Source organism: Pelagimonas sp., from assembly GCF_058892305.1.
Map to the genome: position 1 here is coordinate 120,245 of NZ_JBZXVN010000005.1, position 20,734 is coordinate 140,978.

General features: G+C 56.9%; 25 protein-coding genes, 1 tRNA gene and 1 riboswitch. Of the genes, 10 read left to right on the forward strand and 16 right to left on the reverse strand.

Features of this window, described 5'->3' with window-relative positions; all coding sequences use genetic code 11:
- Positions 1-190: 190 nt before the first annotated feature.
- Together msrB and msrA are read left to right on the forward strand one after the other, a co-directional pair.
- On the forward strand, positions 191-640 hold the full coding sequence (gene msrB / locus AC5EFR_RS02255; protein WP_493574346.1) for a peptide-methionine (R)-S-oxide reductase MsrB: 450 nt from the start codon (positions 191-193) through the stop codon (positions 638-640).
- On the forward strand, positions 637-1,134 hold the full coding sequence (gene msrA, locus AC5EFR_RS02260; RefSeq protein ID WP_493574347.1) for a peptide-methionine (S)-S-oxide reductase MsrA: 498 nt from the start codon (positions 637-639) through the stop codon (positions 1,132-1,134). Before msrB ends, msrA begins: the two co-directional genes overlap by 4 nt.
- Before the next feature lie 266 nt (positions 1,135-1,400).
- Here the strand turns inward: msrA and AC5EFR_RS02265 are convergent, their stop codons facing one another.
- Genes AC5EFR_RS02265 through petA form a run of 3 tightly spaced genes read right to left on the reverse strand, consistent with a single transcriptional unit; the run spans position 1,401 to position 4,141 of the window.
- Positions 1,401-2,195, reverse strand: coding sequence for a cytochrome c1 (locus AC5EFR_RS02265; RefSeq protein ID WP_493574348.1), 795 nt, complete (start codon positions 2,193-2,195; stop codon positions 1,401-1,403).
- Between the two features lie 14 nt (positions 2,196-2,209).
- Complete coding sequence (gene petB / locus AC5EFR_RS02270; RefSeq protein WP_299925450.1) at positions 2,210-3,535, reverse strand: cytochrome b; 1,326 nt, start codon at positions 3,533-3,535, stop codon at positions 2,210-2,212.
- A gap of 12 nt (positions 3,536-3,547) precedes the next feature.
- Positions 3,548-4,141 carry a ubiquinol-cytochrome c reductase iron-sulfur subunit gene (gene petA, locus AC5EFR_RS02275; protein WP_299925453.1) on the reverse strand — a complete coding sequence of 198 codons (594 nt, stop codon included), beginning with the start codon at positions 4,139-4,141 and terminating at the stop codon, positions 3,548-3,550.
- A 218-nt stretch (positions 4,142-4,359) separates the two neighbouring features.
- Between petA and AC5EFR_RS02280 the strand changes: the two genes are divergently transcribed.
- Positions 4,360-5,103, forward strand: a complete 744-nt coding sequence (locus tag AC5EFR_RS02280) for an outer membrane protein (protein ID WP_493574349.1) — start codon at positions 4,360-4,362, stop codon at positions 5,101-5,103.
- Positions 5,104-5,175: 72 nt separating this feature from the next.
- Here AC5EFR_RS02280 and AC5EFR_RS02285 read toward each other — a convergent pair whose 3' ends face one another.
- The 3 genes from AC5EFR_RS02285 to AC5EFR_RS02295 form a co-directional block, all read right to left on the reverse strand.
- A complete protein-coding gene (locus AC5EFR_RS02285; protein ID WP_493574350.1) occupies positions 5,176-5,781 on the reverse strand; it encodes a glutathione S-transferase in 606 nt (201 codons plus the stop codon).
- A gap of 73 nt (positions 5,782-5,854) precedes the next feature.
- Entirely contained in the window at positions 5,855-6,799 is a 945-nt protein-coding gene (locus AC5EFR_RS02290; protein ID WP_493574351.1) for a tyrosine recombinase XerC, read from the reverse strand.
- Positions 6,796-7,503, reverse strand: a complete 708-nt coding sequence (locus AC5EFR_RS02295; RefSeq protein ID WP_299931750.1) for a DUF484 family protein — start codon at positions 7,501-7,503, stop codon at positions 6,796-6,798. The genes AC5EFR_RS02290 and AC5EFR_RS02295 overlap by 4 nt, the downstream gene beginning before the upstream one ends.
- A gap of 188 nt (positions 7,504-7,691) precedes the next feature.
- Between AC5EFR_RS02295 and AC5EFR_RS02300 the strand changes: the two genes are divergently transcribed.
- The gene (locus tag AC5EFR_RS02300; RefSeq protein ID WP_493574352.1) at positions 7,692-8,009 is read left to right on the forward strand and encodes an antibiotic biosynthesis monooxygenase family protein; all 318 of its coding nucleotides are present in this window, start codon (positions 7,692-7,694) and stop codon (positions 8,007-8,009) included.
- Between the two features lie 9 nt (positions 8,010-8,018).
- Here AC5EFR_RS02300 and AC5EFR_RS02305 read toward each other — a convergent pair whose 3' ends face one another.
- Positions 8,019-8,708, reverse strand: coding sequence for a winged helix-turn-helix domain-containing protein (locus AC5EFR_RS02305; protein WP_493574353.1), 690 nt, complete (start codon positions 8,706-8,708; stop codon positions 8,019-8,021).
- 262 nt (positions 8,709-8,970) lie between these two features.
- Between AC5EFR_RS02305 and AC5EFR_RS02310 the strand changes: the two genes are divergently transcribed.
- On the forward strand, positions 8,971-9,384 hold the full coding sequence (locus tag AC5EFR_RS02310) for a universal stress protein (protein WP_493574354.1): 414 nt from the start codon (positions 8,971-8,973) through the stop codon (positions 9,382-9,384).
- Between the two features lie 8 nt (positions 9,385-9,392).
- Here AC5EFR_RS02310 and AC5EFR_RS02315 read toward each other — a convergent pair whose 3' ends face one another.
- The 7 genes from AC5EFR_RS02315 to thiC all read right to left on the reverse strand — a co-directional run bounded on the left by AC5EFR_RS02315 (position 9,393) and on the right by thiC (position 15,350).
- Positions 9,393-9,980 (reverse strand): hypothetical protein, encoded by a 588-nt coding sequence (locus tag AC5EFR_RS02315; RefSeq protein ID WP_493574355.1) that lies wholly within the window; start codon positions 9,978-9,980, stop codon positions 9,393-9,395.
- 71 nt (positions 9,981-10,051) lie between these two features.
- Positions 10,052-11,011 carry a ThiF family adenylyltransferase gene (locus tag AC5EFR_RS02320; RefSeq protein WP_493574356.1) on the reverse strand — a complete coding sequence of 320 codons (960 nt, stop codon included), beginning with the start codon at positions 11,009-11,011 and terminating at the stop codon, positions 10,052-10,054.
- On the reverse strand, positions 11,008-11,601 hold the full coding sequence (locus AC5EFR_RS02325; protein ID WP_493574382.1) for a thiamine phosphate synthase: 594 nt from the start codon (positions 11,599-11,601) through the stop codon (positions 11,008-11,010). The genes AC5EFR_RS02320 and AC5EFR_RS02325 overlap by 4 nt, the downstream gene beginning before the upstream one ends.
- Positions 11,601-12,368, reverse strand: coding sequence for a thiazole synthase (locus AC5EFR_RS02330; protein ID WP_493574357.1), 768 nt, complete (start codon positions 12,366-12,368; stop codon positions 11,601-11,603). The genes AC5EFR_RS02325 and AC5EFR_RS02330 overlap by 1 nt, the downstream gene beginning before the upstream one ends.
- Positions 12,369-12,371: 3 nt before the next feature.
- Complete coding sequence (gene thiS / locus AC5EFR_RS02335) at positions 12,372-12,569, reverse strand: sulfur carrier protein ThiS (RefSeq protein ID WP_299925488.1); 198 nt, start codon at positions 12,567-12,569, stop codon at positions 12,372-12,374.
- Positions 12,538-13,542, reverse strand: coding sequence for an FAD-dependent oxidoreductase (locus AC5EFR_RS02340; protein WP_493574358.1), 1,005 nt, complete (start codon positions 13,540-13,542; stop codon positions 12,538-12,540). Before AC5EFR_RS02340 ends, thiS begins: the two co-directional genes overlap by 32 nt.
- Positions 13,539-15,350, reverse strand: a complete 1,812-nt coding sequence (gene thiC / locus AC5EFR_RS02345) for a phosphomethylpyrimidine synthase ThiC (protein ID WP_493574359.1) — start codon at positions 15,348-15,350, stop codon at positions 13,539-13,541. The genes AC5EFR_RS02340 and thiC overlap by 4 nt, the downstream gene beginning before the upstream one ends.
- A gap of 118 nt (positions 15,351-15,468) precedes the next feature.
- A riboswitch (TPP riboswitch) is annotated at positions 15,469-15,588 on the reverse strand.
- Positions 15,589-16,054: 466 nt separating this feature from the next.
- Between thiC and AC5EFR_RS02350 the strand changes: the two genes are divergently transcribed.
- The 3 genes from AC5EFR_RS02350 (at position 16,055) to AC5EFR_RS02360 (ending at position 18,800) form a co-directional block, all read left to right on the forward strand.
- Positions 16,055-16,792: a GntR family transcriptional regulator gene (locus AC5EFR_RS02350; RefSeq protein WP_493574360.1), complete on the forward strand. Its 738-nt coding sequence runs from the start codon at positions 16,055-16,057 to the stop codon at positions 16,790-16,792.
- 30 nt (positions 16,793-16,822) lie between these two features.
- Positions 16,823-17,428, forward strand: a complete 606-nt coding sequence (locus AC5EFR_RS02355) for a DJ-1/PfpI family protein (protein ID WP_493574361.1) — start codon at positions 16,823-16,825, stop codon at positions 17,426-17,428.
- Positions 17,429-17,798: 370 nt separating this feature from the next.
- Positions 17,799-18,800, forward strand: coding sequence for a serine hydrolase domain-containing protein (locus AC5EFR_RS02360; protein WP_493574362.1), 1,002 nt, complete (start codon positions 17,799-17,801; stop codon positions 18,798-18,800).
- A gap of 360 nt (positions 18,801-19,160) precedes the next feature.
- Here the strand turns inward: AC5EFR_RS02360 and AC5EFR_RS02365 are convergent.
- Positions 19,161-19,236: transfer RNA gene (locus AC5EFR_RS02365), tRNA-Ala, on the reverse strand.
- A gap of 91 nt (positions 19,237-19,327) precedes the next feature.
- Positions 19,328-19,648: a TIGR02300 family protein gene (locus AC5EFR_RS02370; protein WP_493574363.1), complete on the reverse strand. Its 321-nt coding sequence runs from the start codon at positions 19,646-19,648 to the stop codon at positions 19,328-19,330.
- A gap of 115 nt (positions 19,649-19,763) precedes the next feature.
- On the opposite strand from AC5EFR_RS02370, the gene AC5EFR_RS02375 reads away from it, so the two are divergent.
- Both AC5EFR_RS02375 and AC5EFR_RS02380 read left to right on the forward strand, forming a co-directional pair.
- Positions 19,764-20,453, forward strand: a complete 690-nt coding sequence (locus tag AC5EFR_RS02375) for a M48 family metallopeptidase (protein WP_493574383.1) — start codon at positions 19,764-19,766, stop codon at positions 20,451-20,453.
- A gap of 5 nt (positions 20,454-20,458) precedes the next feature.
- The gene (locus AC5EFR_RS02380; protein ID WP_493574364.1) at positions 20,459-20,707 is read left to right on the forward strand and encodes a hypothetical protein; all 249 of its coding nucleotides are present in this window, start codon (positions 20,459-20,461) and stop codon (positions 20,705-20,707) included.
- The last annotated feature ends 27 nt before the right edge of the window (positions 20,708-20,734 follow it).

Below are 20,734 nucleotides of genomic sequence, written 5' to 3' on the forward strand. Positions count from 1 at the left end.
GGCGCCAGGCTGCCATCCCGACGCCCCAGGTAATAGCCTAGTTCTTGGGAGAAATAGGGCTGTCACCCGCCGTTTACATAGGTGACCCGAGCGAATTTTGCGAGTCTTTCTCAAGCCTTCGTGAGCGAAGTGACGCAAGGGTTTGCATCCGAGGCATGACGCCCTTTATTTAGGGGGTAGGAGGACGCGCATGACAAAATATGAGAAACGGGCCGAGGTGATTGAGACACTGACGCCGGAACAATTCCGCATCACACAGCAAAATGGCACCGAACGTCCCGGCACGGGTGCCTATTTGGACAACAAAAAGACCGGTATTTATGTGGATATTGTATCGGGCGAGCCTCTTTTTGCCTCGGCCGCCAAATACGAGAGCGGCTGTGGTTGGCCCAGTTTTGTCAAACCGATTGAGCCGGACAATATCGTCGAGCTGCGCGACACCAGCGCCGGAATGATCCGCACCGAAGTTCGCTCGCGCCATGGCGATAGCCATCTGGGGCATGTCTTTCCCGATGGGCCGATGGATCAGGGCGGGATGCGCTATTGCATCAATTCGGCCGCGCTTCGGTTTATCGCCAAAGAGGACATGGAAGGTGAAGGCTATGGCCAATACCTTGCCCAAGTGGAGGATGTGACATGAGCGAACGCGCGGTTCTGGCCGGTGGTTGTTTCTGGGGCATGCAGGATTTGATCCGCAAGCTCCCCGGTGTGGAAAAGACGCGGGTTGGCTATACCGGTGGTGATGTCGAAAACGCCACCTATCGCAACCACGGCACCCACGCCGAAGGGATCGAGATTTGGTTTGACCCGGCCAAGACCAGCTATCGCAAGCTGTTGGAGGTGTTTTTCCAAATCCACGATCCGACGACAGTGAACCGGCAGGGCAATGATGTCGGCATGTCATACCGTTCAGCGATCTATTTCGTGACGGATGATCAACGCGCCGAGGCGCTGAACACCATTGCCGATGTCGATGCCAGCGGGCTTTGGCCCGGCAAGGTGGTGACCGAAGTCGAACCGGTGGGCGATTTCTGGGAGGCCGAACCCGAGCATCAGGATTACCTGCAGCGGTTGCCAAACGGCTATACCTGCCACTTTGCGCGCCCCGATTGGGTATTGCCGAAACGCGGATGATGGATCGTGCCGGTTTTGGGCCCGTGTTGAGCCTGCGGATTTGTTGAAAGAGTGTGAGTCGCATTGCATCGCCCCCCGCATTGACGGTCGGGGCTTTGTTGATTGGACGATGATGGTGTGGTGAAAAAGACGGCTGCTTGGTGAAGACGCAGGCGGAGAGGCTTTTACACAGGCCGGATTGGGGCGCGCCGGCCGTTTGCCACGGACCCAATTACAAAAAAGCCCCGCCAGATTGGCGGGGCTTTCGTTTGATTTTCAACCAAGGTTTAGTCGTCTTTGCGGCCGTATTTAACGGGCTTCCAAAGGCGTTTGTTGGTCAGGTAAAGCAGAACCGCGAGGACCGACAGGAACAGAACGGCGGTGAAGCCAGCCTGTTTGCGGGCCATCATTTTAGGCTCAGCTGCCCACATCAAGAAAGCGGCAATATCCTGCGCTTCGTGGTGCAAACTGTTGGAATGACCATCGGCATATTCCACGTCTTCACCATAAAGTGGCGGTGCCATTGAAATCCAGCCACCTGGGAAGGCGGTGTTTTCATAGAGCGTGGAGCCCGCTTCTTCTTTTTCTTCGCCGGTGTAACCGGTCAGAAGCGAAGCGATATACTCAGGGCCACCAATACCTTTGAAGAACTGGTTGATACCAAGACCGTAAGGGCCGTGGAAACCAGCACGCGCCTTGGCCATCAAGGTCAGGTCAGGTGCACCAGCCGAGGTGTTGGCAGGGAAGTGGTCAGCAGGTTTTGCTGGGCGGAAATCTTCGAGCTCTTCGTCGTAGATTTCAAAGTTTTGCTCAGCATAGGCGCGCACTTCGTCCTCAGAGAACGTTGGGCCACCGGGGTCGCCCAAAGTCCGGAAAGGAACGTATTGCAAACCGTGGCACGACGCGCAGACTTCAGTGTAGATTTGAAGACCGCGTTGCAGCTGGTGCTGATCGTAGGTGCCAAAGGCGCCTTCAAACGAGAAATCGAAATCCTCGATGTGACCCGCGTCGCCTGCGGCCATGGCTCCACCGGAGCCAAGGACCAGGGCCGTGAGGGCCGAGAGGGTGAGTTTCTTAAACATCTCTAGCGATCCTCTTACTCAGCCGGGGTATCGGCGGATTTGCCGTACATGTTGTTGAAATCTTCTTCGATGGTCGCAGGTGGGGCCAGCGGCTTTTCGATGACACCCATCAGCGGCAGGATCACCAAGAAATAGGCAAACCAGTAGGCCGAAGCGATCAATGAGAAGGTCGCATAGGGTTCTTCTGCGGGCATTGCACCCAGCCACATCAGAACGACAAAGTCGACAACCAGAAGCCAGAACCACCACTTCAGCATCGGACGGAAACGAGCCGAACGAACCGAAGACGTGTCGAGCCATGGGGCCAGCGCCATCACAGCAATCGCAGCGAACATCGCGATAACACCAAAGAATTTGGCGTCGATGATGCCACCGGTGATGAAGGATGCGAACTGAACAACCCAAACCTCAGAGGTGAAGGCACGCAGGATCGCGTAGAAGGGCAAGAAGAACCATTCTGGAACGATGTGTGCAGGTGTCACAAGCGGGTTGGCTTCGATGTAGTTGTCTGGGTGACCCAGATAGTTTGGCATAAAGCCAACAACCGCAAAGAAGATCGCCAGAACAACGACCAGCGCGAACAGGTCTTTGATGACAAAGTATGGCCAGAACGGAAGCGTGTCTTTCTTGACCGACTCTTTGCTGTCTGTGCGGACATCAACACCGGTTGGGTTGTTGTTGCCTGTGGTGTGGAAGGCCCAGATGTGGACGACAACCAGCGCGGCAATCACAAACGGCAGGAGATAGTGCAGCGAGAAGAAGCGGTTCAGTGTGGCGTTGTCCACAGCAGGCCCGCCCAGCAGCCAAGTTTGGATCGCTTCGCCCACAAATGGGATCGCGCCGAACAGGCCAGTGATAACGGTTGCACCCCAGAAGGACATCTGACCCCAAGGCAGAACGTAGCCCATAAAGCCGGCACCCATCATCATCAGGAAGATCAGCATGCCGATGATCCATGTGATTTCACGGGGGGCTTTGTAAGACCCGTAATACAGGCCACGGAAGATGTGGATGTAAACAGCAAAGAAGAACAAAGCCGCGCCGTTAGCGTGCAGGTAACGGAGCATAAAGCCGCCATTCACGTTACGGGTGATATGTTCGACCGAGGCAAAAGCCAGATCAACATGCGGCGTGTAGTGCATCGCAAGGATGATGCCAGTGACAATCATGTGCACCAGGCAGTAGGCCAAAACGATACCCCAAATCCACCACCAGTTCAGGTTCTTGGGGGTGGGGATCATGATGGTGTCATACACGAGACCTACAACAGGCAGGCGCTCGTGAATCCATTTTTCGAAACCCGTTTTGGGTTCGTAATGATCGTGCGGAATTCCGGACATGTGCGCGCTTCCTTATCCCAGTTTGATTGTGCTGTCGTCGGCCCATACGGCCGGCGGAATTGGAAGGTTTTCCGGCGCTGGGCCTTTGCGAATACGGCCAGAAAGGTCGTAGTGCGACCCGTGGCAAGGGCAGAACCACCCTTTGTATTCGCCCGCGCCGTCGCCCAGTGGAACACAGCCCAAATGCGTGCAAACACCCATCTGAACGATCCAAGCACCGGGGGCTTCGCCTTCGGGTGATGGCATGGTCCGGTTTGCATCCGTTGCAAGCGCGGCGGCATCGGCCAAGTTGGCGTTGCGCGCGTTGGTGTCGATCAACGGATCGGCCGCCAATTCGGCGTCTTGCTCAGCGGCTTCTTGAATTTCAGCACCCGTGCGGTGGCGAATAAACACTGGTTTGCCCAGCCATTTCACCGTCAGCTGTGTGCCCGGCTCGACGCCAGAGACGTCGACGCGAATGCTTGCCAAGGCCAATACATCTGCCGAAGGGTTCATTTGGTTGACCAGGGGCCATGCGGCGGCACCTGCGGTGACTGCTCCTGCGCCGGCTGTGGCGTAGTAGAGAAAGTCCCTGCGGGTGCCTTCGTGATCGTCTGCGTGTGACACGAGGTTTGCTCCATTGCTATTGCTCGGGGCCGAGAGAATCGACCGCAACACAAAAAGAGCCGCTTTGAAAGGCGGCGTTTCCGGGGCGTTGTTTAGCGATACGTCCTTGAGGCGTAAAGAACACAAAGAGCTGAGTTTGCAATAAGCGCGGATGTGTCGCGGTTGCATGACAGGTGAGGCAGGCATATGCCCAAGACGAAGAGTTTGGAGACGCAAAAATGCGGTATTTGATTCTATCAGCAGCCTTGGTCGGTGCTTCCACCTCCTCTGTTTTGGCTGAGGTGGAGCTGTCTTTTTATACGGGATGGCAAACGGCCCCTCATAGCCGGGCAAGCGGTGATATCCCCGAGGGCGGAGACGACCCTGACACCATCGTCGTTGACGATTCACGATCAGAGGCCGCTTTGATCGGGGATGTTGCGTCTTCCGTCGCCCAACCGGGCGAGAGCTTTAACGAATTGCTGGGCTGGGAAGGCAAATCCAACCAGATGCCGCCCTATTACGGTATGCGCGCAACGTGGTGGCGGAACGACCGAATCGGATATGGTATCGAATTCAGCCACAACAAAGTCTATGCCGTCGAGAAAGACCGCGAAAAGCTTGGCTTTTCTCGTCTGGAATTAACCGATGGCTTAAACATCGTCACCTTGAATGTGTCGCGCCGCTGGAAAGAAAAGTGGGGTGCCTTGACCCCCTATGTGAGCGGCGGTTTGGGTGTTGCTATTCCGCATGTCGATGCCAAACATGACGCGTCCGGCTCAACAACCTTTGGCTATCAGGTCACCGGCCCCGCGTTGCGGATGACCGCCGGTGCCTCTTATGCACTCAACGAAAAATATTCGATCTTTGGCGAATACCAGTTCACCTATTCCAGCAATGACATTGATCTGGATGGGGGCGGTAGCTTTAAAACGGACATCAAAACCAATGCGTTGAACATTGGTGTGTCCTATAGTTTCTAACCCGGTTTCAAAACGGGTAGGTCAAAGGGCGGGTCTTCCCGCCCTTTTTTATGCGATTGGCCTTTTACGCGATTATCCTTTGGGCTGGGTGTCTTGCATCGACGGGCGTTCGGCAAAGCCCTTTTCCCAAGCGGCAAGACCATCACGACCCGCGCGCCAATCCCGGTCGGGGTGACGGAGATCCAGATAGCCAAGCGCACAGCCAACCGCGATTTGCCCCATATCAAGCGGCCCATAAAGGTGGCTCATCCAGCGGGCGTTGAGCGCATCCAAGGCGCGGCTGATCTTGTCCCACTGGCTGTTGATCCAGTCTTGAGACACCAAGGCCTCATCGCGAAAGCGCTTTTCATAGACCATCGACACCGCGCATTCCATGATCCCATCCGCGGTTGCCTCAAGGGTCAGCGTGTCCCACAACCGATCCTCGGGATATAGGCCCGCCTCGGCCCGCGCATCCAAAAATCGGCAAATCACCCGGCTATCATAAAGCGTTGGCGCATCCGGGCGGATCAAAGCGGGGATTTTGCCCAATGGGTTGGCGGTTTTTAACTCCCCGTCCGTGGCCATCGGGGTGGTGTGAACGTCAACGTGTTCAACCGCGTCCAATTGATCGGTTTCACGGAGTAAGACGCTGACTTTGCGTACAAAAGGTGACGCGGGGGAGTGGAAGAGTTGCATATCAATGGGTCCCTTTGGCCTGAAAAGACGGATCTGCAACGCAAGTTAGGGGTTTGGCACCGTTATGCAACGTCTAGCCGGATTTCGCCTTGGGATGCGTCGCCTCATAGACCTTCATCAGATGAACCTGATCGACGGCGGTATAGGCTTGGGTGGTTGAGAGCGAGGCATGGCCCAACAATTCCTGAATGGCGCGCAAATCGCCGCCTGCGGCCAAAAGATGGGTGGCAAAGCTGTGGCGCATGGCGTGCGGGGTTGCGGTTGCCGGTAGCCCCAATTGCAACCGCGCCTGTTCGGTGACCTTGCTAATCAAACGCGGGTTCAACGGGCCGCCGCGCGCACCACGAAAGACGGCGTCGTCGGGCCCAATGTCAAAGGGGCAGTGTTTCAGATAGGTCTGAACCGCGTCGCGGGCGACGGGAAGCACCGGAACAATGCGCTCTTTGCCGCCCTTACCGATAATTCTCAGGGTTTCGCCGATGGGGAGGTCGCGCCCCTTTAGGCCCAAGGCCTCGGATATTCGCAAGCCACAGCCATAGAGCAAGGTGATCACAGCGCTATCGCGGGCACCGATCCAATCTTCGCGGGATTGCACCGCCACCGTGTCAATCATGGCGCGGGCGGCATCCTTGGCCAAGGGGCGTGGCAGCTTCTTTTGAAATTTGGGGGCGCGGGCAAGTAAAACAGCCGTGGGCTCAAACCCTTCGCGTTCCGCCAACCAGCGATAGAAGCTTTTGACCGCCGAAAGTTTGCGCGCCATCGACCGCGAAGCCGTGCCATGGCCACGCAAATGCGCCATCCAACTGCGCATATCGGAGGTGGTCACACGCGCCAAAGGAGCAAGCCCCTGTGGTTCGGCGTGATGCGTCGTCAGAAAGGCAATGAAGTCAAGAACGTCGGTTTGATAGGCGGTAATGGTGTTGTCCGCCGCGCCTTTTAGAGCGCGGGCAGTGTCCAACCATGTGTTCAACGCATCCCGCGCTGCATCAGAGATCAGCAGTGAGCTTTGGCCGCTCACGACAACCAGCGGCGCATGGTTCTCTCGAACACGCCGGTGAAAAAGGCCAAAAGATCGGTGCCCTGTTGCGGCGTGAACATATGCGGATCCTCGGAGCCCATGACCAAGAGGCCGGGCAACCGACCGGGGCCGAAATCCAAACGCAGGCAGGCTTCGGACCTAATCCATTCGGCCTTGTCGCCGTAAATGCGCGCGTCGCCTTGATTTAGCTGGCGCAGGGTGACCTGTTTCAATGGCGCTTCGCGACCTGCGGCTACAAAGGTTTCCACAAAGCCGGGTTCCGCAACCGACAATACATCACCAACACGTTTGACGACGTTTTCGCCGTCTGACGCCGCCGTTTCGAGCACCAGCTTGATCACATCCACGCGCAAAATCTGGGCCACTTCGGTGCCCAAATCCTTGAGGAAAGGTTCAAACTCTACCGGGTCCAACATGCGCAACACCGCGCGGTGGATTTGGTTGGTTCCGGCGAGGTTTTCATAGGCCGCCGCAATCACCGACCGATGCGTATCTTCCAAACGATCCAAACGTGATTCGAGCCGTTCCATGGCAATGCCACGCAGGTCGATGATGTTGCCACCCATCGCGCGTTCATTGGCAGCAATCAACGCGTGCATCAAATCCTTGTCGTCCAGAATCATATCCGGACGTGAAATGATGTTTTCGCGGAGGGAATCCTCGATTCGCTGCGTGCTACTCATAATTGTATGGCCTGTGTTTTCATTGCTCGGATAGCGCGGGTGTCGCGTTGTGGCGATCTTGGCGCGTGTTATGCCTTGTTTGGCCTTGTCACCCCCATTGTGTCAAGGATTTCTGCCCCTTTGTGACGCGCTCAGAATGCTGGACAGATGCAAATTCCGTGTCACTATAGAGAGATAGGGAGAGAGCCATGCCAAATATTTCAGCCAACGCCGATGCCCAAACCGTCATCACAACCTTTGAGACCAGTCCGGGCACCTGTCAGGACCTTATGGATGCGTTACAGGACGCCTACGCCAATTTTATTTCGAAACAGCCGGGGTTTATTGCGGCCGGGTTGCATGTGAACGACGCACAAACGCGCATCGCCAATTATTCGCAGTGGCAGCGCCGCGAGGATTTTCAGGCGATGCTGCGCAGTGACGAAATGCGCGACCGCAATCGCCACATCTCGGACCTGTGCCGAACATTCGAACCGGTGCTCTATGATGTTGCGCACACGTTCTAGGGCCAAATCTTAGGCGGCGACCGGAGCCGGGGTTTCGCTCAACGTTAGGCGGAACCCCACACCTCGGACTGTTTCCAGCTCAACAATGCCCTGAGTTGCCTTGAGGCAGGACCGTATGTTGCAGGCGTAGACATCGAAAACCCGCGTTTCGGGTTCCTTGTCTAGCCCGTATAGATGGGTCAACAATGCGTCGCGCGTGATGAGCTGACCGGGGCGCAAGGCGATGTATTCCAACATTTCGTAGATTTTCGGGCTGAGTTTGACCGGACAGTCGCGAATATGGGCCACCCGCTTGTCGAGGCGAAGCCGCAGGGGCCCAAAATCCAGAACCGGGAGCGGATAGCCAAGGGCGCGTCGGGCAATTGCCATAAGGTGGCTGCAAATTTCGGCCGGTGAACTGGCTGGATCAACAATGGTATCCGCACCATCGGCCAACCACTCGGCCCGTTGCAGAGATGTGGCATCTGAGGCCAGAAGCACAATCGGTATTTGCCCGGCGGCGCTTCGTAATCCGCGTAGGGTGAGGTTGCTTCGGTTCAGCTGATCGGCTTCGAGCAAAAGCAGGTCCGCAGACCCAACAGTAAGATAGTGAACAAGATCCTCTGGCCGGTCTGTTCGGGTCAAAAGGGTTCCGGTGCCCAGAATGTCCTGGGCCAGACTCATCATATTCCAGCTTGTCTCAGCGATTAGGTAGCGCATGTAACTTCCTCCCGTTTCCAGAGGTCCCTTGGGCCGTTGTGGCCCTAATGGGACCACACACATGGCGTTCGGGATCCAGATCAGCGCCTTCTGGCTGCGAGATGGATCGGGGTGACAACATTCTGCCGCTGGAACTATGGGTAGATTTGGAATGTGGAAGAATTGTGGCGCAATTGCGAATTTGATCGGCCCGAGGCTCTGACCTGTATCAAGGCGCAGGTCGCCAAGACAGGGCATTCTTCTGTAAAAGGAGGACGATCAGATGTATAAGAATATTCTCGTTCCTGTGGCTTTCGTCGATGGAAACGAAGCCAAAATCAAAGGGGCCACCGACATTGCGCAAGCCTTGGCGGAAGAGGGGGCCAAAATTACCTTTTTGCATGTGATGGAGCAAATCCCCGGCTACGCGGTGAGCTATCTCCCCGCTGATTATACGCGTCAGGTCCGCAAAGCGATCGAGGACGAGGTTGCCGGGCTTGCCGACAGTGTTGACGGCGCTCAGGGCTTGGTCGTCGACGGGCATTCCGGGCGCACCATTCTGGATTGGGCCGAAGACAATGACGTTGACTTGATCGTCATCGCGTCCCACCGTCCGGGCATGCAGGATTTGTTGCTTGGCTCGACCGCAAGCCAAGTTGTGCGCCACGCCGCCTGTGGGGTTCACGTTCTGCGCTAAACGGGCCGCTATGGGGTCGGAAGTTTCAACCCCGGCAAGGCCTTGTATTCAAAACGGCTTTCGGCCTGCATACCGTTCATCGTGTAGGCATAGCTAAATCGAACCGGCAATCCGGTCTCGGGATTGACAACATAGGCGACCTGCATTTCGCTTTGAAACGGCGGCACCACATCAATGGTGCCGCTGATTTCGATGTGGGGCGACCCGTCGACGTCAATGTCGTTGCACTCGGCCTTCAAAATCGCTTGTGAGCGACCTTGGCGGGTGTCTTCTAACCCTTTTTCGTACGCGGCCAAATCCGTTTCATAGAGCAGTTTCCATCCGCCCCCGCCGTCCGGGTGATAGGTTCCACCTTGGTAAAACAGCGTGTCCGGTAGTCCGGTCGGCGCGATGGTTTTGATCAGGGAATGGGTGTCGGATAGAAATTGCTGATGGGTGATTGTCTCCATCCCACCGATGCTTCCGACGGCTTGGGCCTCATAGGGGATGTCGGAATAGAGGGGATTGGCCAGAATGTCGGCCAATTGGTCGTGGCAAGTGTCGGCCATGACCGGGAGCGGTAATAAAGCGAGGCACATGCCTTTGATGAGATGCATAGCAAAACCCGTTTGAAAATGAATTGACGCGAGTTTAGCAGGCCTCTGGCGTTTTGCGTAATGCTTTCGACTTAGGCGGCGGCTTGGGCAAACAGCGCCACATTTTCAAAGCCAAGCGTCTTGAGTCGCTGACCGGCTTGCCAAGCCCGCAACCCGGATTGGCAGGCCAGCACAACACGGTGGTTTTTGTCCAAAGGTGCTTTGGCAATGTCTGAGGGCGCAATACGTTGGGCGATAGGATGAAACGGCGCGGGGCATTCTTCTGGGCCGCGCAGGTCGATGAGTTGGTCCTGATCCGCCAAGGTCGTTGCATCAACAAAGGGCAATGTTTGGTCGGGTTCCGGAGCGCCAAGGAAGGAAAACCCGCCAAAGGTAAACGTCTGGGCATCCATCGTCACCAAGCGGCCCATCGGTGACGGGGTTTGGTCGGTCAAAATCGCTAGGGCCATTTGCGCCTGGGTGGTGGCGATCATGCCGACAACCGGGCCAAGTACACCGTTGCGTGCGCAACTCCCGGCGCTGTCTGGCAGGTCGGGGAACACCGCGCGCAGGCTTGGCGCGGGGCCGCAAAAGGCCCCGACATATCCGGATGTGCCAAGGACCGACGCGCTAATCAGTGGAGTTTGAGAGGTGAGGCATAGGTCGGACAGGATATAGGACACCGCAAAGCTATCGGCGGCATCAATGACCAAATCGACGGGGGCGATGGCCGATATCGCAGTTGACGGCGTTAGCTTGCACAGATGGGGATGCAGGCGGGGGTGTGGATTGGCGGCGTTTAGATGTTCGCAGGCGGCCAAGGCCTTGGGGCGGCCAACATCCCCCATGTCATAAAGTGGTTGGCGGTGCAGGTTGCTTTCCTCAACCGTGTCATGATCCATGATGGTGATTTCACCCACCCCAGCCCCGACAAGGTATTGCAACACCGGTGACCCAAGCCCCCCGGCCCCCACCACCAGAACATGGGCCTTGGCGAGGCTGGCTTGCGCTTTGACCCCTAGGATCACTTCCTGACGGGCATAGCGGCTCATGTCGCACAGACCTTGATCCATTCGCGGGTGCGCGCCTCTGAATTATCGGCGTGTTGGATGTCGGTCACAACCGCGACGCTATCCGCACCAGCGGCCAAGACGCCGGGAACACGTTCCGGGGTCAGGCCACCAATAGCGACCAGCGGCGTTTGCCCAACGGCTTTTTTCCAATCCGATACCCGGTCAAGCCCCTGCGGCCCCCATTTCATTTTCTTCAACAGGGTTGGATACACCGGGCCAAGGGCGACATAGGCCGGGTCAAGGGAAAGCGCGCGCTCCAATTCGGTTTCATCATGGGTCGACAGGCCAAAACGCACCCCGGCCCGGCGCAGCGCGGCAAAATCGGCGGTGTCCATGTCTTCTTGACCCAAATGAACAAAGTCACAGCGCAGATCGAGCGCGGCTTGCCAGTAATCATTGACCACCAGTTGCGCCTTGTGAACGGCGCAAAAATCGCGGGCACGGGTGATTTGCCGGCGGATTTCGGCCTCTGGCGCATCCTTGATCCGAAGCTGTACGAGCTTCACCCCAAGCGGTACGAGAAGTTCGAGTTCGGACACATGGCCGACCAAAAGATAAAAACGTTCCATCATGCCAGTTCCGCCATGCCAAGGATTGGGGTTGAGGGCACCGCCATGTCGCGCGGGTCCATTGGATCGGCGACAAATCCGGCACGTCCGGCTTTGATCGCGCCGGTCATTGCGACGGCCATGCCCACCGGGTCACCGGCCTTTGCCACCGCGGTGTTGAGCAAAACCGCATCCATGCCGAACTCCATCGCCAAACAGGCATCAGACGGGCGGCCAATGCCGGCGTCTACGATCAAAGGCGTATCGGGGAAATGCGCCCGCATCGCCCGCAGCGCATCCGGGTTACGCAGCCCTTGACCCGACCCAATTGGCGCCCCCCATGGCATCAGCAGTTCACAACCGGCATCCAGCAATTTCTCACCCACCACCAGATCATCGGTGGTGTAGGGAAAGACCTGAAATCCGTCTTGCGCCAAGACCCGCGCCGCCTCGACCAAGGCAAAGACATCGGGTTGCAGCGTGTCGGAATGGCCGATCACCTCAAGCTTGATCCAATTGGTGCCAAACACGTCGCGTGCCATCTGGGCGGTTGTCACCGCCTCTTGCGCCGTATGACACCCGGCGGTGTTGGGCAGGATATGACAGCCGGTGTCGCGCAACGCTTGCCAAAACCCATCGCCGCTTCCGCCCGCGCTTTCCCGGCGCAAGGACACGGTCACGATCTCGGTGCCACACGCCCGGATCGCATCGGTGAGTACCTTGGGCGAGGGGTATTGCGCCGTGCCCAACAACAGGCGCGATGAAATCTCAGTTCCATAAAACTGCATGCTCTATCCCCCCTGCATCGGTGCAAGAACCTCAAGCGCATCGCCTTGGGTTAGCGTGATACCGGCGCGCGCGTCGCGGGATACAAATTGACCGTTCAACGCGGTGGCAATGGCGGGCGAGGTATAGCCCAGCTCTTGCAGCGCCTCGGCAAGACCTGAGGCGTTCACCTCAACTGATTTCGAGTTCACTGTGATCAACATCAAAGCTCTCCTGAAAGAATTGCGCCGCAAGCTGTTGCGCCATAGCGGGCGCAAGCAAAAACCCATGGCGATAAAAGCCATTCACATGGGTTGTGATGGGGGTTGTGATGGGGGGTGCGGTTTGGCTTGTGGCCCTGACTTGGGTCAGCTTGGGCATATTGTCGTCAAAGGCGGGGCGCAGTCCGACACCGGTCTCGATCACTGACGCTTCGCCAAAACCGGGATGAAGCGCAAAGGCGGCACCAAGCAGTTCGAGCAAGGATCGCACAGTGATGTCGCGCGACGAGGAGCTTTCGACCATTGTCGCGCCGATCATGTATATCCCGTCGCCGCGCGGCACCACATAGACCGGAATGCGCGGATGTAAAAATCGCACCGTGCGGGTGAGATCGACGTCCGGGGCTTTGACCACAACCATCTCGCCGCGCACCGGGCGCAGGCCGGGCAATTTCGCCGCCATTCCCCGACAATCGACATCGACATGATCCGGGGCGGGGGTGTTGTATCGGATGTCGACGCCCAAATCCTGAATGGCCTTGGTGAGGTCAATCAGGGCGCGGCGCGGATCAAGATTGGCCTCATCCTTGAAAAACAAGGCTTGGGTGAAACGCCCGGCAAGCGCCGGTTCCTTGGTGGTGATCTCATCACGGCTTAGCATCACATGGTTTTCGGTGCGCCGCGCAAAGCGCGATAGCTCGGCCCGATCCCGGCTTGGCGCGACAACAAGCGTGCCGCGCTCAGTCACCGGAGTGATCTCTCGCCACCACGCCAACGCCCCGATGCCAAGGCGCACAACCTCGGCCTCGGCGCTTTCGCCTTCGCACCATGGGGCCAACATGCCGCCTGCGAACCATGAACAAGGGTTGTCGGACGGCGCCGATCCGGTTTCAAAAACCGAAACCGCCGCCCCCCGTTTTGCCAGTTCATAGGCGCAAGCGAGGCCGGAAACTCCGGCCCCGGCAATGGTGATCATTCGCCCGGTTCCAATTCGGTCTCGGCGACAGGCACATAAAGCTCACCACCTTCGCGGAACTTGGCGGCCATGGCTTCCATGCCCTCTTTTTGGGCTTCGGCGCGGATGTCATGAGAAATCCGCATCGAACAGAACTTCGGCCCACACATGGAGCAGAAATGCGCAACCTTGTGTGCTTCTTTGGGCAGGGTTTGGTCGTGGAATTCGCGGGCCGTGTCCGGGTCAAGCGACAGGTTGAACTGATCTTCCCAACGGAACTCAAACCGCGCCCGGCTAAGCGCGTCATCACGGCGCTGGGCACCGGGAAGACCTTTGGCCAAATCGGCGGCATGGGCGGCGATCTTATAGGTGATCACCCCGGTTTTGACGTCGTCGCGATCGGGCAGGCCAAGGTGTTCCTTGGGCGTCACATAACACAGCATCGCACAGCCAAACCAACCGATCATCGCCGCGCCTATGCCGCTTGTGATGTGGTCATAACCCGGCGCGATGTCGGTGGTCAGGGGCCCAAGCGTGTAGAACGGCGCTTCGTGGCAGCATTCCAGCTGCTTATCCATGTTCTCTTTGATCTTGTGCATGGCAACATGGCCCGGCCCTTCGATCATCACCTGACAGTCATATTTCCATGCGATTTTGGTCAGCTCGCCCAGTGTCTCTAGCTCGGCAAATTGCGCCTCGTCATTGGCATCGGCAATCGACCCAGGGCGCAACCCGTCACCCAAGGAAAACGACACGTCGTATTTGCGGCAAATCTCGCAAATCTCTTCGAAATGCTCATAGAGGAAGCTTTCGCGGTGGTGATGCAAGCACCACTTGGCCATGATCGACCCGCCGCGTGATACGATCCCGGTGACGCGTGTTGCGGTCATCGGCACCATATGAAGACGCACGCCCGCGTGGATGGTGAAGTAATCGACACCCTGTTCCGCCTGTTCGATCAACGTATCGCGGAACACGTCCCAAGTGAGGTCTTCGGCAATGCCGTTGACCTTTTCCAGCGCTTGATAAATCGGCACCGTACCAATCGGCACCGGGCTATTGCGCACGATCCATTCGCGGGTGTTATGGATGTTGCGCCCGGTCGACAGGTCCATCACCGTGTCCGCGCCCCAGCGGATCGACCAGACGAGCTTGTCGACCTCTTCTTCCATGCTCGACGAGACCGCCGAAGTGCCCATATTTGCGTTGATCTTGACCAAGAAGTTGCGACCAATGATCATTGGTTCAAGTTCAGTATGGTTGATGTTGGCGGGGATGATGGCGCGGCCTGCTTCGATTTCCGAACGTACAAATTCAGGCGTCACATAATCGGGGATATTTGCGCCAAAATCATTGCCGTCGCGATGGCAGGGCGAGACCTCGCGCAGCTGGTTTTCGCGGATGGCGATATATTCCATTTCCGGCGTGATGATCCCGGCACGGGCATAGGCCAATTGCGTCGGCGCGGCACCATCCTTGCCACGCAACGGCCGTGGTTTCACCGGAAATTCCGGGGTCAGGCGGTCGCCTTCGACAAAGCCGTTATCGGCGGCGGTGATTTCGCGGCCTTCGTATTCTTCGACATCCCCACGGGCCAAAACCCAATCGCGACGCAGCTGCGGCAGACCTTGTTTGATGTCGGTTAAAACGCTGGGGTCGGTATAGGGGCCCGAACTATCGTAAACCGGAAGCGGCGGTTCACCCGCTGTGGGATGGGTTGAAATCTCGCGCATGGGCACGCGGATGTCCGGGTGCATTTCGCCGTTAACATAGATTTTGCGCGAGGCGGGCAATTCACCCGTGGTGATTTTTGGATTTGGGACGTTCATGTTCGGTGCTCCTCAAGCGATCCACTCAAAAAGACACCAGATGAATGGGGGCTTGGGAAACAGGAGGTGTACTGGCCCCCTTGTTCAGCAACGCACAAATACCGGGGAGCTACCCCAAATCGGTGCGCGCTTAGCTTCCTACGCCAGTATCAACTGGGTCAGGTTCAAAGGGTCGCGGCACCGGGTTTCCCCTGATCCGCCTCTCAGTTTCTTTGGCGAAACTCCCCTGCGTAACGCTTGCTTAGCGGAGCCTTGGTCGTTTGGTCAAGCATCTTTGCGAGGGCCAAGTGCAGGCCGCACGAGCGGCTGGGACTTTGGGGAGTTAAATGAGGCTGTGGTTTGGGTAGAGTTGAAATTTCTGTTGTTTCGCAAGTCGTTAATCACTCTGAAGCGCGTATCTGCCACTTCAAATTGCTATGGGAATCGCGGAGCATTGGCGCTAGCGGGGGGCATCTGGACTTATCAATCACACTCACTGGTATGCCGATCGAGAGCGGGAAGACCACGTCTTTGAGGAGCCGCGAAAACTGATACGTGGTGGTCATCCAAGCCGGGCTTTGGGTCTTGAATTGGCCGCAGCGTCAGCTTTAGGTTGCCCTACTGCCCCAGTTCTTACAACTGGTGGTCGACAATATGCCGACAGGCTTATAGGCTTTGCGAACGATCAAACGCGGAGAGGGGCGTTTGAGGTCGTTGGGGGGGTCATGCGAAATACTTATCCGGAAAAAAACAAGTCGAGCCAATCGCAAAAATTGTCGCGTGGGGCCGGGGCCAAACACGTCTATGAGACATTGCGCCAGGAGATTTTGACCCTGCAGCTGGCACCGGGCGTTCCATTGGATGAAACAAGTCTGGCTGAGCGTTTCGTCATGTCCCGCTCTCCAATCCGAGAGGCTTTGGTGCGTTTGTCCGCCGATGGTTTGGTCGATATGCTGTCCAACCGCTCGACCCTTGTCGCGCCGGTCAAGCTTGAGGAATTTCCGCGTTACGTCGAAGCGCTCGATTTCCTCCAGCGTATCAACACCCGCCTCGCGGCTAAGAATCGCACCGACGAAGATTTGGCCGAAATGACCCGCTTGGCGCTTGAATTCGAGGCCGCCTGTGAGGCGGAGGATCATTTATTGATTTCCGCCACCAACCGTGATTTTCACACCTCGATTGGCGCGGCAGGGCGCAATCCCTATCTTGCCAAAGCCTATGAACGTTTGCTGGATGACGGCCGTCGTATTTTGCACCTGCACATTGATTACATTCGGCAATCGGACAAGAACAACTTGCTCACCCAGGCGCATTTCGATCTGATCAAGGCGATTGCGGCGCAGGATGTCGATCTTGCGGATCGTTTGGCACACGAACATACACGCCAGTTTCATGACGGGTTTCGCGGCTTTCTCAAGGCGGAATACGCTCAGGACTTTAGATTTGAGTTAGAGGTAGAGTAACCTGCCGATTTTCTTGGGAGTTTTAGGTAAATGGTTGGGAAACGGCGAAAAATAGGCGCGCTCATTTTTCCGGGTTTTGAACTCCTTGATCTGTTCGGGCCTCTAGAGATGTTTGGATTGCTGCCCGAGCAATTTGAGATGGAATTGATTGCTGACACCACAGGGGCGGTTGTGAGCGGTCAAACCTTGGCGGCCCATGCGACGCGTGATCTCAACGCCACATTGGATTTCGACATTCTTTTTGTTCCTGGTGGCCGGGGGACACGTTCCGAAGTCAACAACACCAAGCTTCTTGACTGGATCGGCAAGGCCTCAAACCATGCGGAGTTCACTCTGTCGGTCTGTACCGGCAGCGCGTTGTTGGCGAGATCTGGGGTGTTGGACGGGCATCAAGCCACAACCAATAAGCTGGCGTTTGACTGGGTCACGCAACAAGGCCCAAAGGTTGATTGGGTCCCCAAAGCCCGATGGGTCGAGGACGGTCGCTTTATCACGTCCTCAGGCGTGTCCGCGGGAATGGACATGGCCCTCGGAGCCATCGCCCTGATGCACGGAGAGGCGACGGCCGAAAAAGTTGCGGGATGGGGCGAATACATCTGGAACAAGGATCGCCACGACGATCCGTTTGCCAGCTAAGCACAGCCGGTGCTTGCCCCCCAACCGCCAAAAATCCCGCGCCTCTGACCTTCAACATCAAAGGCGCGCGAACGATCCCGACCAGCGTTCTCAGATGATGGCTGTGAGCGCAAAGTCTCCGGATACCGCACGGCGAATAGATGTCGGCTTCCGCACTCGAACCAACTGAGGTAAAGAGGTTTTTTGTGGTTGTGTGAGGGACAAAATGGACCCAAAAACCATAGCGATTTTGGTCGCCACATCTACAGCGTTATCTGGCTGTGCTGCCCCCGAACTCGGGACCGTTGACCGTTTGCACTCCGTCTTTACGCTGTTTAACGAAGCCGAGATTGTTCAGAATTTCAGCAACATGCGGGCGTCGTTCAACGCTGTGGACATCACAGCCGCTTCCTCAAGAACTGCGTTGCCCCAAGGGCAACGGCTTTCGTTTCTACCGGCCTTCGACGCGTGGCGAATGTCGCGCGATACGACCGCTATCGTTGTTCTCAAAGACGGAAAGATCGTTTTCGAAGATTACTATCTTGGAACGTCGCAAGAGGATCACCGCGTATCGTGGTCTGTGGCAAAATCCTATCTGTCAGCCTTGTTCGGCGTGTTGATCGCGCGCGGCGATATTCAAAGCATCGACGACCAGATAACGCGTTATGTCCCAGAACTGGTCGGCAGCGCCTATGAGGGCGCAAGCATCAAAAATGTTTTGCAGATGTCGTCCGGCGTCGTTTTAAATGAAAACTATCAATCGTACTTCAGCGATATCAACAAGTTGGGCCGCGTGCTTGCGACGGGTGGCTCAATGGATACATTCGCCGCCGGAGTTGATCGACGGTTTGCACAGCCTGGCGCTGAATGGCGCGATGCTTCTATTGATACTCATGTGCTGGCGATGGCGCTACGCAACGCGACAGGGCGGTCTCTACCAGACCTGATGTCGGAGTATATCTTGCAGCCCTTAGGTGTCGAGCCCGGAGCATACTATCTGGCGGATGGTTTAGATGTCGCCTTTGCGCTTGGGGGCCTAAATTTGACGACGCGAGACTACGCCCGATTCGGCGAAATGATGCGGTCGAACGGCCAGTTTCAAGGTTCCAAAATCGTGCCTGCAGAGTGGGTCGCCGAAAGCACAGTGGCATCCGCAAAAACAATGCAAGGCGCGTTTGGATACGGGTATCACTGGTGGATGCCGCCGGATGCACAAGATGGCGAGTTTTTTGCCATGGGGGTGTATGGGCAGTATATTTATGTTGATCGACCAACCGGCGTTGTTATCGCTGTAAATTCTGCCGATAGAGATTTTTTGAGGCCGGGCGTCTTACGCGAAAACATTGAAGCCTTTCGGGCCATTTCAGGGAATGCACAGCGGTCAGGACACTAGCTGTGCCTCTCATCTTCGGGCGGCGACGCTCAGGTAGGACAACGTATCTTCCTTTAATGCGTCTATTTGTCGAATGGGTGACCAAACCAGTCACTCGTCAATCGGAATAAAACGCAGATTTTGCCCCGCACAGCCGACCTTGATACGCCGCGCGGTATTCCAGAGCGATATGGCTGTCTTTGTGACCAAAGGCCTGACTTTGCAACGGTCGCGATCTGCACGTTGCTGGCTTTCAGAGACTTGCCCGGTTGACCAAGGTAACGGCGGGCCGCGCCCACACGTCCCGAGACGTCGATGCCGCCCAAACGTGGCACAGCGTTGGCCATAAGACCAAAACATTTCGTAACGAAAAGAGGGTGATGGTGGAGCCTAGCGGGATCGAACCGCTGACCTCCTGCATGCCATGCAGGCGCTCTCCCAGCTGAGCTAAGGCCCCATCATTGTTTGGCGTCGTCGTTGCCGTGCGGCGGTGATTACGCAATGCTGCGGGCGGGATCAAGCGAAAAAATCCCGCCACGCAAACTTTTTTATGACTCGTCGTCGTCGCTGGCTACGTCAGCAATTTCTTCGAGCGGAACAGTGTCATCGTCTTCGTCTTCCAGGACAGTATCGTCGTCGATATCTACATCGACGTCGTCATCATCCAGAAGGTCAACGTTTTCTTCTTCTTCTTTGGCCTTGGCATTGGCCTGATCGGCGGCATCCGCGGCCATCAGCGATTTCTTACTGGTGTCGATGGCGACGGCCTCGCCAGTGTAAGGGCTAATCGCTGGGTTGCGGTTCAGGTCGTAAAAGCGCTTTCCGGTGGTCGGGCAAACGCGCTTGACGCCCCATTCTTCCTTGGGCATGGGTAGTCCCCTTCAACTCGTGGTCTGGTCGACAATCTTGGCCAACTGCCATAACAACACGCCCATGTCAAAGCCTTTGCGGGCATTTGTGCGGGCAATTCAGTGTAAGGGGCGTATGGGACAGATCCGCCTGCCGGGCAACCCTCCGATTGACGTTGTTGTGCGCCGCTCGGCTCGGGCGCGGCGGTTAAGCCTGCGCATGTCGCAGCTCGATGGCCGCGTGACCCTGACATTGCCCAACAAAGTGCCCGAATCACAGGGCGTCGCGTTTTTGCGGGAAAAAGAGGCGTGGTTGCGCGGGCATCTGTCGCAACGTGCCGCAGATGTGGTTGTGGGCCTGGGAAGTGAAATCCCGGTCGAAGGGGAGATGCTACGCATTGAGGCGGGGCAGGGGCGATCGGTTCGGCGCGACGAAGCGGCCTTATATGTACCCGGCGATCCGGCCCGCGTTCCGGCCAAGCTCAAGGGCTGGCTTCGGACCTTGGCGCGTGACCGGCTGGCCGAGGCTTGTGATGAATATGCGCACCGTTTGGGCCGCCCCTATGCCCGCCTTACCTTGCGTGACACCCGGTCGCGCTGGGGGTCTTGTACCCATGATGGCGGGTTGATGTTTAGCTGGCGCTTGATCCTCGCTGATCGCGAAATCCTTGACTATGTCGCCGCCCACGAAGTCGCTCATTTGGCGGAAATGAACCATTCGCCGGCCTTTTGGGCGCAAGTCGAACGGATTTACGGCGATTGGAAACCGGCCCGCACTTGGCTGCGTGACAACGGGTCGGCCCTGCATCGTTACAAGTTTGAGTGAGTGTTATGAAACCAGAGCCCGACTATTTGGGAATACTTGAATCAAATCTCTACGCCGCGTTGAAACCCGGTGGCCGACAGGTCAAAACCGCGCGCCTGCTCGCGGACGTCCTCAAAGACGTCTATGCTGAAATGGACGAAGAAGACGTCGCCATTGCCAACGCCGCTCTCCATAAACTGGCGCAACGACAAGACATCCAAGTCTTTGGGAACCTCGAAAAATGGCGCAATAGCGAACTCGTTGGCGCCGTGTAATGGCTGCCCAAGTCCGTTTTCTTGGCG